Source organism: Antrihabitans spumae, from assembly GCF_043944905.1.
Classification (GTDB): domain Bacteria; phylum Actinomycetota; class Actinomycetes; order Mycobacteriales; family Mycobacteriaceae; genus Antrihabitans; species Antrihabitans spumae.
Genome location: NZ_JBIMSN010000079.1, coordinates 32,217 through 45,521, shown reverse-complemented (window position 1 = coordinate 45,521; position 13,305 = coordinate 32,217). Strand labels below are relative to the sequence as shown.

General features: G+C 64.1%; 11 protein-coding genes. 4 read left to right on the top strand and 7 right to left on the bottom strand.

What is annotated here, in order from left to right:
* Nucleotides 1-3,021: an alpha-mannosidase gene (locus ACHIRB_RS18175; protein WP_395125118.1), complete on the top strand. Its 3,021-nt coding sequence runs from the start codon at nucleotides 1-3 to the stop codon at nucleotides 3,019-3,021.
* Here the strand turns inward: ACHIRB_RS18175 and ACHIRB_RS18170 are convergent.
* Nucleotides 3,018-4,484, bottom strand: coding sequence for an amino acid permease (locus ACHIRB_RS18170; RefSeq protein ID WP_395127739.1), 1,467 nt, complete (start codon nucleotides 4,482-4,484; stop codon nucleotides 3,018-3,020). The two genes, ACHIRB_RS18175 and ACHIRB_RS18170, sit on opposite strands and share 4 nt — an antisense overlap.
* A 125-nt stretch (nucleotides 4,485-4,609) precedes the next feature.
* On the opposite strand from ACHIRB_RS18170, the gene ACHIRB_RS18165 reads away from it, so the two are divergent.
* Nucleotides 4,610-5,194, top strand: a complete 585-nt coding sequence (locus ACHIRB_RS18165; RefSeq protein WP_199705787.1) for a helix-turn-helix domain-containing protein — start codon at nucleotides 4,610-4,612, stop codon at nucleotides 5,192-5,194.
* Nucleotides 5,195-5,223: 29 nt separating this feature from the next.
* Here the strand turns inward: ACHIRB_RS18165 and ACHIRB_RS18160 are convergent, their stop codons facing one another.
* Nucleotides 5,224-5,700 carry an FCD domain-containing protein gene (locus ACHIRB_RS18160; protein ID WP_395116572.1) on the bottom strand — a complete coding sequence of 159 codons (477 nt, stop codon included), beginning with the start codon at nucleotides 5,698-5,700 and terminating at the stop codon, nucleotides 5,224-5,226.
* A 111-nt stretch (nucleotides 5,701-5,811) separates the two neighbouring features.
* Between ACHIRB_RS18160 and ACHIRB_RS18155 the strand changes: the two genes are divergently transcribed.
* Entirely contained in the window at nucleotides 5,812-6,519 is a 708-nt protein-coding gene (locus ACHIRB_RS18155; protein ID WP_395125139.1) for a FadR/GntR family transcriptional regulator, read from the top strand.
* An 18-nt stretch (nucleotides 6,520-6,537) separates the two neighbouring features.
* Here the strand turns inward: ACHIRB_RS18155 and ACHIRB_RS18150 are convergent, their stop codons facing one another.
* Nucleotides 6,538-7,380: a serine/threonine-protein kinase gene (locus ACHIRB_RS18150; protein WP_395116570.1), complete on the bottom strand. Its 843-nt coding sequence runs from the start codon at nucleotides 7,378-7,380 to the stop codon at nucleotides 6,538-6,540.
* Between the two features lie 56 nt (nucleotides 7,381-7,436).
* On the opposite strand from ACHIRB_RS18150, the gene ACHIRB_RS18145 reads away from it, so the two are divergent.
* On the top strand, nucleotides 7,437-8,144 hold the full coding sequence (locus tag ACHIRB_RS18145; RefSeq protein ID WP_395116568.1) for a uracil-DNA glycosylase: 708 nt from the start codon (nucleotides 7,437-7,439) through the stop codon (nucleotides 8,142-8,144).
* 5 nt (nucleotides 8,145-8,149) lie between these two features.
* On the opposite strand, the gene ACHIRB_RS18140 is transcribed toward ACHIRB_RS18145, so the two are convergent.
* The 4 genes from ACHIRB_RS18140 to typA are packed head-to-tail and all read right to left on the bottom strand — an operon-like array spanning nucleotide 8,150 to nucleotide 13,165.
* Complete coding sequence (locus tag ACHIRB_RS18140) at nucleotides 8,150-8,530, bottom strand: hypothetical protein (RefSeq protein ID WP_395125120.1); 381 nt, start codon at nucleotides 8,528-8,530, stop codon at nucleotides 8,150-8,152.
* Complete coding sequence (gene mshB, locus ACHIRB_RS18135; RefSeq protein ID WP_395116564.1) at nucleotides 8,527-9,432, bottom strand: N-acetyl-1-D-myo-inositol-2-amino-2-deoxy-alpha-D-glucopyranoside deacetylase; 906 nt, start codon at nucleotides 9,430-9,432, stop codon at nucleotides 8,527-8,529. The genes ACHIRB_RS18140 and mshB overlap by 4 nt, the downstream gene beginning before the upstream one ends.
* Nucleotides 9,429-11,225 (bottom strand): ABC transporter family substrate-binding protein, encoded by a 1,797-nt coding sequence (locus ACHIRB_RS18130; protein WP_395125121.1) that lies wholly within the window; start codon nucleotides 11,223-11,225, stop codon nucleotides 9,429-9,431. Before ACHIRB_RS18130 ends, mshB begins: the two co-directional genes overlap by 4 nt.
* A gap of 44 nt (nucleotides 11,226-11,269) precedes the next feature.
* Nucleotides 11,270-13,165: a translational GTPase TypA gene (gene typA / locus ACHIRB_RS18125; protein ID WP_395116560.1), complete on the bottom strand. Its 1,896-nt coding sequence runs from the start codon at nucleotides 13,163-13,165 to the stop codon at nucleotides 11,270-11,272.
* Nucleotides 13,166-13,305: the final 140 nt, after the last annotated feature.

Sequence of the window (13,305 nt, the reverse complement as noted above, 5' to 3'; positions counted from 1 at the left end):
ATGCACGACAATCGCCAGCTTGTCGAAGGACGTCTTGCTCGATTCAACGACGAACGTGTGACGCCGGCCGTCTACCAGGCCTTCGCGCCGGTGACGATCACCGCGTGGACCGTCCCCGACGAGCCGGTTCCGTTCGCCGATGCGGTGCGGCAGAAGTATTCGCCGATCGACATCGGGACCGCATGGGGCAAACCGTGGGGAACGATGTGGATCCACGCAACCGGGTCGATCCCCAAGGAATGGCTCGACTCGAGGGGCAGGCTCCCCCGCGGCCTCGCCACCGAGTTGCTCGTCGACCCCGGCTTCACGGGCGGGCCGGGATTCAACGCCGAAGGTCTCGTATTTCGACCCGACGGCAGCACCGTCAAGGCGATTTCGCCCTACAACGCCTACGTGCCTGTCGATCACCGTCAGCCACTCGACGTCTACATCGAGGCTGCAGCGAATCCCGACATCGGGATCTCCGGATTCCGACCGACAGCATTGGGCGACAAGGCGACTGCGGGCGACGGTCCGATCTACAAGCTCGCGCGAGTGCAGTTCGCACTGCGCAACACGGTGGTCTGGGAACTGCAGCAGGACATCGCCGTGCTCGGCGGGCTGATGCACGCACTGCCCGTCGATCTGCCGCGCAGGCACGAAATCCTGCGGGCGTTCGAGCGCATGCTCGACATCGTCGACCCGGAGGACGTCGCGGGAACAGCCGCAGCGGGTCGTGCTGCATTGGCCGACGCCTTCGCCAAGCCCGCGTATGCGAGCGCGCACAACCTGATCGCCGTCGGCCACGCGCACATCGACTCCGCGTGGCTGTGGCCGATCCGCGAGACGATTCGCAAATGTGCACGAACGTTCTCGAACATGGTCGACCTGATGGACCGCTACCCGGACTTCACCTTCGCCTGCTCATCGGCTCAGCAATTCGCCTGGATCAAGGAGCATTACCCCGAGCTGTTCACCCGCATCAAGGCCAAAGTTCGCGCAGGCCAATTCATTCCGGTCGGCAGCATGTGGGTCGAGGCCGATACGAACATGCCGGGCGGTGAAGCGATGGCGCGCCAGTTCGTCGCGGGCAAACGCTTCTTTCTCGACGAGTTCGGACTCGACACACTCGAAGCGTGGCTGCCCGACTCCTTCGGCTACTCCGCTGCGCTGCCGCAGATCGTCAAGTCGGCCGGCGCCGATTACTTTCTGACGCAGAAGATCTCGTGGAACCAGACCAACAGGATGCCGCATCACACCTTTGCCTGGGAAGGTATCGACGGCACCCGAGTCTTCACTCACTTTCCGCCGGTCGACAAGTACAATTCGGAGTTGCACGCCAACGACCTCGCGCACGCGCAGAGAAACTATCGCGAGCAGGGCGTCGGCACCGTCTCGCTGATCCCGTTCGGCTACGGCGACGGCGGTGGTGGCGCGACTCGGGAGATGCTGGCCGTCACCGAGCGTGTCCGCTCGCTCGAAGGTTCTCCGACAATGGAACTCGGCACCCCGATCGACTTCTTCCGCCGCGCCGAGGCCGAATACCCGACTCCCCCTGTGTGGTCCGGCGAGCTGTACCTCGAGATTCATCGCGGAACGTATACGACACAGGCGAATACCAAGCAGGGCAATCGGCGTAGCGAGCACTTGCTGCGCGAGGCCGAACTGTGGGCTGCTACGGCGAGCGTCCGGGCAGGTGTCGAGTATCCATATGCAGAACTCGAGGAGATCTGGCACCTGGTGCTGCTACAGCAATTCCACGACATCCTGCCCGGCAGTTCGATCGCCTGGGTGCACCACGACGCCGAACGCAACTACGCGGCCATCGCAGGGCGGCTGGAGAAGGTGATCGCCGCCGCGCTCGCAGCATTGAGCGGCAAGGGCAGCGGCCGCGGCCGAAAGGCATTGACCTTCAACGCAGGACCGTTCGATCGCGACGGCGTCGCAGGCCTCGGCGCGGGCATCGCTGAGCCGGCCGACGAGGTCGTCCCGCAGAAGTATCGCCGTGGGTACGTGCTCGACAACGGCGTGATTCGTGCGGTGATCTCGACGAAAGGTCTGATCACGTCCCTGACGGACTACGCGACCGGACGCGAGGCGATAGCCCCGGGCACGGTAGGCAATCTCCTGCAGCTCCATCGTGACATCCCGAATCAGTGGGACGCCTGGGACATCGACGAGTTCTACCGTCGCAACGTCACCGATCTGACAACTGTCGAAAGCCTGTCGGTCGACGGCGACGAGGTTGTCGTCGAGCGGGTGTTCGGGAAGTCGCGCATCACGCAACGACTCCGGCTGGCCGCGGGATCGGCTGCTCTCGAGATCGTCAACGACATCGACTGGCAGGAAAGCCAGAAGCTGCTCAAGCTGGCATTTCCTGTCGACGTCCACGCCGATCGCAGTGCGTCGGAAACGCAGTTCGGGCACGTCTTTCGGCCGACACATTCGAACACCTCGTGGGACGTCGCCAAGTTCGAGATCTGCGCGCACCGCTGGGTGCATGTCGGCGAACCGGGTTACGGCGTTGCAGTGGCCAATGATTCGACGTACGGCCACGACATCGGGCGACGCACCCGCGACGACGGCGGAACGACGACGACGATCCGGTTGTCGCTGTTGCGCGCGCCGCACTATCCCGATCCGACCGCCGATCTAGGGCACCACGTCCTGCGGGTTTCGATAAGTCCAGGCGCGAGCATCGCCGACGCGGTCGCGGAAGGCTATCGAATGAATCTGCGGCCCAGAACTGTTCGCGGTACCGAGTCCTCGGTGGAACCGCTTGTACGCGTATCGAATCCGGCCGTCGTCGTCGAGGCGGTGAAGCTGGCGGAGGATCGCAGCGGTGACGTGATCGTCCGGATGTACGAATCCCGCGGCGGCAAGGCCGAAGCCATGCTCACCGCGGGATTCGACTACTCCTCCGTCGAGTGCACCGATCTGCTGGAGCGGACCACCGATGGCCCTGTAACGGTTGGTGCCGAAGGCGCAATCACATTGCGCCTTCGGCCTTTCCAACTGGTGACGTTGCGCTTCGCTACCTAGTTCTTCTCATCACCCTCGACCGGAAGGTTCGCTACGACCGGGTATTCACCGGTGTAGCCGACCCGCTCCTGCGCGACCCTCATCACCTTGTCGCGCACGAGATACCAGCCGCCGATCAACGACGGGATGATGATCAGAATTGCGTAGAAGTTCCACACGTTCTCGTAGCACATAAGAACGGTGACCGCGCCGAGGAAGATGAGCGTCGCGTAGCTCGAGTACGGCGCTAGCGGCGTCCGGAACGCGGGTCGCGTCAAGATGCCCTTCTGTGCCCACCGGTACATCTGGATCTGGCACGCAACGATCATGGCCCACGACGAGATGATGCCGAGCGCAGCCAGGTCGAGTGCGATGTTGAAGGCTTCCGCAGGCACGATCAGGTTGAGCACGATGCCGAACAACGTGATCACGCCGGTCAGCGCGATACCGCCGAATGGCACACCGTTTTTGTTCATCTTTCCGGTGAATGCCGGTGCGCTGCCGTTCATTGCCATCGACCGCAGGATGCGACCGGTCGAATAGAGACCGGCGTTGAGGCTGGACAGTGCAGCGGTGAACACGACCAGGTTCATGATGCCGCCGGCGGCAGGAACGCCGATTCTGGAGAAGAACGACACGAACGGACTGGTACCCGCCTGGTACACGGTGTAGGGCAGCAGCAAAGCGAGCAGCACGAGCGAGCCGACGTAGAAGACCGCGATACGCGCGATCACCGAGTTGATGGCACGCGGCATGATCTTCGCCGGATTCTCGGTTTCACCAGCTGCTGTACCGACCAGTTCGACTGCGGCGTAAGCGAAGATGACGCCCGTCGTGACGACGATCAACGACCAGATTCCTTCTGGGAACAAGCCGCCGTTGTCTCGCAGGATGGTGAAGCCCGTGTCCTGGCCCTCGATCTTGTAGCGTCCGCCGAGGAACACGAGGCCGACGACGAGGAACGTCATCAGTGCGACGACCTTGATCAGTGCGGCCCAGAACTCCATCTCGCCGAAGACCTTGACCGAGATCATGTTCATCCCGAGCACCAGAATCAGTGCTATCAAGGCGATCAACCACTGCGGAATGACGTCGAACATCCCCCAGTAGTGGATGTAGAGCGCGATTGCGGTGACGTCGACGATCGCTGTCATCGCCCAGTTGAAGAAGTACAACCAGCCTGCGACGAACGCGGACTTCTCACCGAAGAATTCGCGGGCGTAGGAGACGAAAGATCCCGACGACGGTCGGTGCAGAACGAGCTCACCGAGACATCGCAAGATGAGGAACACGAACACGCCACAGACGGCGTAGACGATGAAGAGTCCGGGTCCTGCCTCGTGCAAACGGCTGCCTGCGCCCATGAAGAGGCCGGTGCCGATCGCGATCATCTGGAGCTGGCGTGGCTTGAGACCCTTGTGATATCCCTCGTCCTCGTGGGCAAGGGATGAATTGTCGTACCCGGTTGTCGGCGTTGCGGTCATTGTTGTCCTCGCAAGATGGTCGGGATCGCCCTGGTCGAAATCGAGCTGGTCAAACGTTTGATGGCTCTATAGTTTTGACAACGTAGTTCGTCATGGAGAGTTCGGGAAGAGAATGCGTGTAAAGAATGAGTGACCTGACTCGAGACCGTTCGGTACGGACGGTCGGTGGCCAGCAACTCGGCCGAGCGATACGCACAATGCGCCGAGAGCGCTCCCTGACGTTGACTCAACTCAGCGAACGCAGTGGCTTGTCCGCGCCGTTCCTGAGTCAAGTCGAAAACAACCGCGCGAACCCGTCGTTGGCTTCGCTCGCGCTCATCGCGGCCGCACTGGAGTGCGCCACCATCGACATCATCGGCGCCGCGGACGCCGGCCGAATCGTCGAAATCACTTCCGCACCGCCGTTGTTCGACGATGGCGATCGATCGCTCAATCCCCGCGGCGGCGAGGTGAACGTCGTCGAGTCCCGACGCCGCGAGGGCGGGGAAACTGTTCCCGTGCGGCACCGGCACGATTGCGTTCTCTACGTTGCCCGTGGCGATGTCGATATCACCGTCACACCGCCGAGCGGTCCGCAGGTTCATCGCCTCGACGCGGGTGCCAGCGTCGTGTGTGCGGCAGGGGTGCCCTACCACTGGTCGGCGGTAAGTGGCGAAGCCATCGTTCTTGCGATCAGGGTCGACGACAGGGTGGTCGCTCGGCACGAGTGACGCGGTGCTGCGTTGCGGCCCAGTCGGTTTCATGCGACATCCACCGCCGAGTTCGCAACCGCGCCACGTGTCGCACTGACAAGTGCGAGCATGCCGGCAACCGCCGAGTCCGGATCGCTTGCAGCGATGCGATCTATCACCGCTTCGAGTCCCTCGTGCATCCCTTCGCGGATCGGCCATAGTGCGGCGGCGATGTCCACGTGACGAGTCAACGCGTTCCACAGTTCATAGGCAACCACGTCGAGTACGTCGTTGCCGCTGGATTCGATCAATCCGGCATACGTTGCGGCAAGCAGACTTTCCCAGACTTCGGGGTCTCTTTCGGCGCCCAACAGACGGCCGAGTTCACCGAGTGAGCGGATCTGCTCGGGGGCTGCGCGCAGCGCCGCGACTTCCGCGGCTTCGGTCGCGATCGACGCCCAGGCGTCCACAAGTTCGCCTCTGGACATGGTGTCGGCGAACGACATCGTCAGATGACCGACTGTCAGGCTGTCAGACAGGTTCACGTCTCATATGGTGTACGACACATGGACGGGAGTCAATACCTGAGCAGAACCTGAGCGACATATTCTGGAAGTCGGGTTGACCTGGGAGTAATGATGAGCAAAAGTTCACACATGAACCTGTCCGACAGCTGGGCCGACCGACAGCCGACCTCCTCTCGCGTCGGTGCGGCAGAGGCGGTGCTTGCCGACCTCCGAGCCGCGATCGAGAGCGGCGACCTGCCCGTCGGAACCAAACTGCCTGCCGAAGCAACGCTGTCCGCCCGCTACAGCGTCAGTCGATCCGTCGTCCGCGAGGCGCTGCGCTCGAGCACCGCACTGGGATTCACCGAAACACACACGGGCAAGGGCACTTTCGTCATCTCCGATCGTCCTCGATCCGAGCCGGTGTTCGGCGAGTACTCCGCGGGGGCACTCCGCGAAGCCCGACCCCACATCGAGGTGCCCGCCGCCGGCTTCGCCGCACTACGCCGCACCGATGTGCAACTCGCCCAGCTACGCGGGCTGGTCGACAGGATGGACGCGGAAACCGATCCCGCCGAATGGGTTCGACTCGACGGCGAGTTCCACCTCGCGATCGCGGCGGCAAGCGGCAACGGCGTGTTCGCGGCCGTTGTCGGCGAACTTCGCGACGCGCTGTCCCAGCAGTCGAAGATGATCAACAAGCTGTCCAAACGGCAGCAGGCATCGGGAGTCGAGCATCGCGTCATACTCGACGCCATAGCCGACGGCTCCTACGAGGGCGCGGCAAACGCGATGTCGGACCACCTCCGCATCGTCGAAAGCACGGTTGTATCGCTGTTTCCCGCAAGCACGGAGTGAAGCGTCAGTAGAACCCGCTCAGTAGAACCCACGCAGCGCATGGGTGACGAGTTCGACGAACTCGCTGCACGAGGTGTAGCGCTGCCCGGGATGCTTCGCCAACGCGCGGCTGACGATCGGATCGACCGTCGCAGGTATCCACCGGCGCCGACGTGACAGCACCGGTGGCGGCGACGAGATCTGCGCACTGGTGATCGCGAACATGTTCGGCAGCGGAAACGGCGGCTTACCGGTCAGCAGCTCGACAGTCGACGCCGCGAGCGCATACACGTCGGTCGCAACCGAAAGAGGTTGAGCCTGAAGAACTTCCGGTGCTGCATAGGGCAGCGATCCGACGATGTGTCCGCTCAGCCCGCGCGGTCGAGTGTTGTCGATCATGCGGGCGATCCCGAAATCGGTGAGCACCGCATTGCGTGGCGCCGCATGTGCGATAAGAAAATTCGACGGCTTCACGTCCCGATGCAGCACACCCCGCGCGTGCGCGTAGTCCAGTCCAGCAGCCATCTGCGCAAGCACACCGAGCACGAGCGCCAGGTCCGGGCGAGCCCGCGGGCGCGGAATCAAGGCCGTACCGCTCACGCCGAAGATGTACTGCATGGTCATCCACTGCTGACCGTCGTAGTCGCCGAAATCGTGGACGTCGACGATGTTCGGATGCTCGAGCAGCTTCGCGATGTCGAACTCGCACCGAAACCGTGCCCGGACCGCCTCGTGCACAACGACGTCGGGGTTGAGAATCTTCAGCGCTTCGAGCTCACCCGTACGCGTGTTTTCTGCAAGGTAGACCGTGCTGGTGCCGCCGCGACCGAGTACGACGCGCACGACGCAGTCCGATATGCGTTGATCGGGCTGCAGCAACATGCCTCAGATTATGACCGCATACGCGGCCCCGAACGACGCGAAGGCACGATGTAGGGGTGAAGCCGCGCTCGATCGCCGACCTCGATGCCGCAGTCGCGTCGTGTCGTGCGTGCCCACGCCTCGTCACGTGGCGCGAACAGATCGCCCGCGACAAGCGCGCTGCCTTCCGCGAACAGACCTACTGGGGACGAGCGGTTCCCGGTTTCGGACCCGACGACGCGGCGTTGCTCATCGTCGGACTTGCACCCGCGGCGCATGGTGCGAACCGGACCGGACGGATGTTCACCGGCGACCGCAGTGGCGACGTGTTGTATGCGGCATTGCACGCGGTGGGGTTGGCCAACCAACCGACCTCGGTCGCCATCGACGACGGCCTGCTCCTTCGCGGCACCCGAATCACCGCACCCGTGCACTGCGCTCCCCCGGACAACAAACCGACGACCGACGAGCGCGATCGCTGCAGAACGTGGCTCGACCTGGAATTGAGTTTGCTGGCACCGACGCTCCGCGCGGTCGTTGTGCTCGGTGGATTCGGTTGGCAGGCCTTGCTTCCCGTGCTCTCCGACGCGGGCTGGACGGTGCCGAAACCGCGACCGAAGTTCGGCCACGGCGTGCACTACGAATTGCCGGGAGCTCGTCCGCTACATCTGTTCGGCAGCTACCACGTGAGCCAGCAGAACACCTTCACCGGCCGTTTGACACCTGCGATGTTGGAGGCGGTGCTGGCCGATGCAGCTGCGGCCGCCGGACTTGCTAGGACGTGAGCCTGCTACAACGAGGCAGAGGCCGGAAACGGTTGCTGCGCATACCTGTACAGCAACCCCGCAGCCGGCAGGACGCCGAGCGCGAACAGCAGCAGGGTCGGCCACTGCCAGGTCAGAACGACGTCGTTACCCGGACCGCCCATCATGCCGAGCAGAAATCCGATCACCCACGCGAGCAGCGGCGCGGCGACGAAACCCAGTCTGTCGCTGACGTTTCGCGCGAGCATGACAAGTGCGACGTTGACGAGCGCCGCGACAACCGCACTGATCGGGAACGGCGTCGCTCCGAGATAGGTCGGCAGGTAGAGCATCTGCAGTATCGCCGCCAAGAACCCATCGAATACGAGTACACCGAGCGCGATGGTCCCGACCAGGTCCGGCTTCATACTGACCCCGCTTCCGGTAGCCCTGCGAACAGGTCGTGTTCACGGCCGTCCGAACCGAGCGGGCCGATCTGCCCGCGGACGAGGATGAAGTGCTCGTTGGTGAGGATCGGCGCGATCAGGTTGTTGGACAACGCGTATTCGGTGCCGCTGGCAGCGACGGTCACCTGGGTCGCATGCGCACGCAACGCCGACCGCTTCGCCTCGAGCGCCGTCTGCACGTCGATCACGGTTGTCACCGATTCCGATGGGACGGTGCACAGTTCGTCGATACGCGGTGCCGACCACTCCGGCGGAACGACCTCGATCGCAGCGATCGCCGACAGGAGTTCGCCGGCGTCGACGACGGTCCAGTAGAACTTCGCCGGATCCCATGCAGCGCCGGCTTCAGGGAACAGATCGGTACCCGCGGCCTCGACGGCCGCCGTCGTAATCCGATGTGCCTGAATATGATCCGGGTGGCCGTAACCACCGACAGGGTCGTAGCCGACGACCACGTCAGGACGCAGTTCCCGAATGACGCCGACGAGGGCAGCGACGGCCTCCCCTTCGTCCGCGTTGACGAAGGCGCGCGGATGGGCTGCCGACGGGGTGCCTGCCATACCCGAATCTCGCCATCGGCCCGCCGCGGAAAGGAACCGAGGTCTCCTCGCACCGAGTTCGCGAAGAGCGGCAGTCAATTCGAGAATCCGGTAGCCGCCGAGCTGATTCGCGCGATCGGCAACCAACTCCGACCACTGCTCGCCGATCACTTCGCCCTCTTCACCGAGCGTGCACGTCAGGACTGACACCTCGACGCCAAGGCTCGTGTAGTGGGCGATCGTGCCACCGGTTGTGATGGTCTCGTCGTCGGGGTGCGCGTGCACGAGCAACAGCCGTCGAGCTGGTACGGGCGCCGGAGTCACCCGTCCCGCCTGGACCAACTGTCTGCATCGGCAAAGATGCCGACCTGGATAGCGCCTGTCAGTGAGACTCCTTCGACGCCGGAACCCGCCGCGACGACGGTCGTGTCCTGCAGGATCGGCAGTACTGTCGACAACTCCCAGAGCTTCGGCTCCAGTTGTGCCGCAACGGCAACGATGTCGGCCGGCCCGCGAAGCGTCGAATCGATCACCGGCTGCAGCGCTGGGTCACATGCACCGGACAGGTTGCTCGGCGCCCGGCTGTTGGGAGCTTCCTGCGGCGCAGGCGGTGTCGGAGTCGTGTCGGGGCCGGGAGTGGACGGCGCCCCCGGTGTGGTCGTCGACGAGCATCCGAAACGCGATGCCAGTGCGGTCGCTCGATCGGAACCGGAGCGAACCCAGCCGACGATCGCGTCGATCTCGCGATCGACGAGTGCGTCGCCGTAGAGGTCCGACGCAGGTAGTCGCACCGTCGAGGCATCGATTCCTGCGGCACGCAGTTGGTCGACGGCCGTGCTTGCGACGGCAGCCGCCACATCGTCTTCCTCGGGTGTGCCGATGCGCAACGTCAGCGCGTCGCCGTCCTTGGTGATCCGGCCGACACCTGGCGGGATCTCGCCGGGAACAGGGCTCGTCGAGGCCGGCGCCGCGTCCTGCCGGATATAGCCGGCCGACGCAAGCAACGCGAACGCCTGGTCGCGGTCCAACTGCGGCGGTGCGGTCGGCGTATAGCCCGCATCCGACGGCGAAAGTATCTGCGCGCGAGCAGGTTCGACCGTCGCTCTGCTACCGGCGCCGACCGTCGCCAGCAGCGCGGGATCGAGCATCCCGAGTACGCCTGCGCGGACCCGTACGTCGGTCAGCTCGCCCGCGCGAGCGTTGAGCGCCAACTGCAGTACCCGCGGCTGAAAGATGGTTTCCGTACGAACTTCGGGGATGGCCGACAGTTGCGCAGCCACCGCGTTTCCGCCGTGAATTACGGCGATCTGCGCGTCGTCGGAGCGTATCGAATCCGCAAGCTGCGCAGGCGCTCCCGCGCGTCGCATCAGGATCTGGTCGGGCTTGGCAGGCGCGTCCCAGAATCGATCGTTGCGTTCGAGGACAACTTCGTCACGACCGCGGTCGATCGATTTGATGTGAAAGTGGCCGCCGGACACCGGAATACTCTCGGCTAGTCCGCGTGCGAAGCCGCCGGGCGAATCCTTGACCAGGTGCGCGGGAAGCAGGTTCGTGAACAGTTCGCGCCACGCCGGGTAGGGGCTGTCCATCGTCACCGTGACCGTCTTGCCGCCGCCGGAGGACCCGACATCGCGAATCCGTCCGTACCCGGCAGGGTCGACCGTTCCAGGCTCCTTGATCATCTGCTGCCAGAGGTAGAGGAAATCCTCGGCGGCGATCGGCGCTCCGTCGGACCACTGCGCTTCGTTGCGAATCTGGTAGGTGATCGTGAACGGATCCTGCGATGTCACGTCCGCCGACACCATCACGGTCGGATCGAGGTTCCACTGCGTCGTGCCCGGACCGCCTTCGCCGACAACCGGACGGAAGGGGCTCGGCAGAACTAGCGCCGCCACAGCGGAATTGGTCGGCGACTGGTCGGCGAGCAGGTGCGGGTTGAAACCGACTCCGACGTCGTCGATCGCGACGACGACCGTATTACGGGTCGCAATCGCGGTCGGCGGGTTGGGGCTGTCGGTGCTCTCGATCGGTGGAGGAGGATCGGCAGTGCACCCGGTGACGCTCAGCGCACAGACGGCAACTGCCGTCGCGATGCGTCGCGCTACCCGAGTCTGCACATACCCTCCTTCGACACGCCCTCCTTCGACACGAGCCGCATCGACTACAGAGCAGCCTTGTCGCGAGCCTTACGACGCGACAGATCGCGCGCGCGCTCGGTCGCGTTGAGCATCACCTTACGCACGCGAACGACGTCGGGTCCGACCTCGACACACTCGTCCTGCGAGCAGAATTCCATCGCGCCTTCGAGATCGAGCTTGATCGGAGTCGCGAGGGTTTCCATCACGTCGGCCGAGGACTGCCGCATGTTCGTGAGCTTCTTCTCACGCGTGACGTTGATGTCGAGATCTTCCTGGCGCGGGTTGATGCCGACGACCATGCCCTCGTACGTCGCAGAACCGGGCTCGACGAAGAACGTGCCACGATCGGCAAGCTGAGTCATGGCGTACGGGGTCACATTGCCCGCGCGGTCCGAGACGAGCGAGCCGGTGTGCCGTGCCCGGATTTCGCCCGCCCACGGCGCGTAGCCGTGGAAAACGGCGTTCATGATGCCGGTACCGCGAGTGTCAGTGAGGAAGTCGGTGCGGAAGCCGATGAGACCACGCGACGGAACGATGAATTCCATTCGGACCCAACCGGATCCGTGGTTGGTCATCTGCACCATCTTGCCCTTGCGGGCGGCGAGCAGCTGGGTGATGCCACCGAGGTGCTCTTCGGGGACGTCGACGGTCAGCTCTTCGAACGGCTCGTGGATCTTGCCGTCGACGGTCCGCGTGACCACCTGCGGCTTGCCGACGGTCAGCTCGAAGCCTTCGCGACGCATCTGCTCGACGAGGATGGCGAGCGCCAGCTCACCACGACCCTGGACCTCCCAGGTGTCGGGGCGTTCGGTCGGGATGACCTTGAGCGACACGTTGCCGACGAGCTCGGAATCGAGGCGTGCCTTGACCAGGCGAGCGGTCAGTTTCTTGCCACCGTTGCGGCCCGCCAGCGGCGAGGTGTTGATGCCGATGGTGACCGAGATCGCGGGCTCGTCGACCGTGATCCGCTTGAGGGCGACAGGGTTCTCGGGGTCGGCGAGCGTGTCGCCGATCATGATCTCGGGAATTCCGGCGATCGCGACGATGTCGCCTGCGACGCCCTCTTCGGCCGGATGGCGTTCGACACCCTCGGTCGCGAGCAACTCGGTGATCTTGACCTGCTTGATGCCGTCGCCGTGCATCCACGCAACGGTCTGGCCCTTCTTGAGCTTGCCGTTGTGGATACGAACGAGCGCGAGCCGACCGAGGAATGCCGAGGCATCGAGGTTGGTGACGTGCGCCTGCAGCGGTGCTTCGACATCACCCTTCGGCGCGGGGACGTAGCTCAGCAGAACGTCGAAGAGGGCATCGAGATTCTCCGCGTCGGGAGCGTGGCCGTTTTCGGGCTGCTCCTTCGACGCCTTGCCTTCACGGCCCGATGCGTAGAGAACGGGGAGATCGAGCGCGAGCTCCGCTGCTTCCGCGGCTTCGTCGTCGAGGTCCGACGCGAGGTCGAGCAGCAGGTCGTGGCTTTCCGAGACAACTTCGGCGATACGCGCGTCGGGACGGTCCGTCTTGTTGACAACCAGGATCACCGGCAGCGACGAAGCAAGCGCCTTGCGCAGCACGAAGCGGGTCTGCGGAAGCGGGCCCTCCGATGCGTCGACGAGCAGCACGACGCCGTCGACCATGGACAGCCCACGTTCGACCTCGCCACCGAAGTCGGCGTGGCCAGGTGTGTCGATGACGTTGATGACCGTGACGCTGCCGTCTTCGTGGTGCTTATGCACGGCGGTGTTCTTCGCGAGGATGGTGATGCCCTTTTCGCGCTCGAGATCACCGGAGTCCATGACGCGGTCGACGAGCTCTGCTCGCTCGGCGAAGGCGCCGGATTGGCGAAGCATGGCGTCGACAAGGGTGGTCTTGCCGTGGTCGACGTGTGCGACGATGGCGACGTTGCGAAATGTAGTGCGCGACACGCTTGGTCTCCTGAGCTGATTCTCCCGCGCAAGGTCGATCGCACGGATTCTGGGCTGCCGTGGAACATGAAAGATCGAACGACGCGCTTTTGCGCTCGGTTCGGGCTACACGGCCACGAACAGACTACCGCGCAACACCG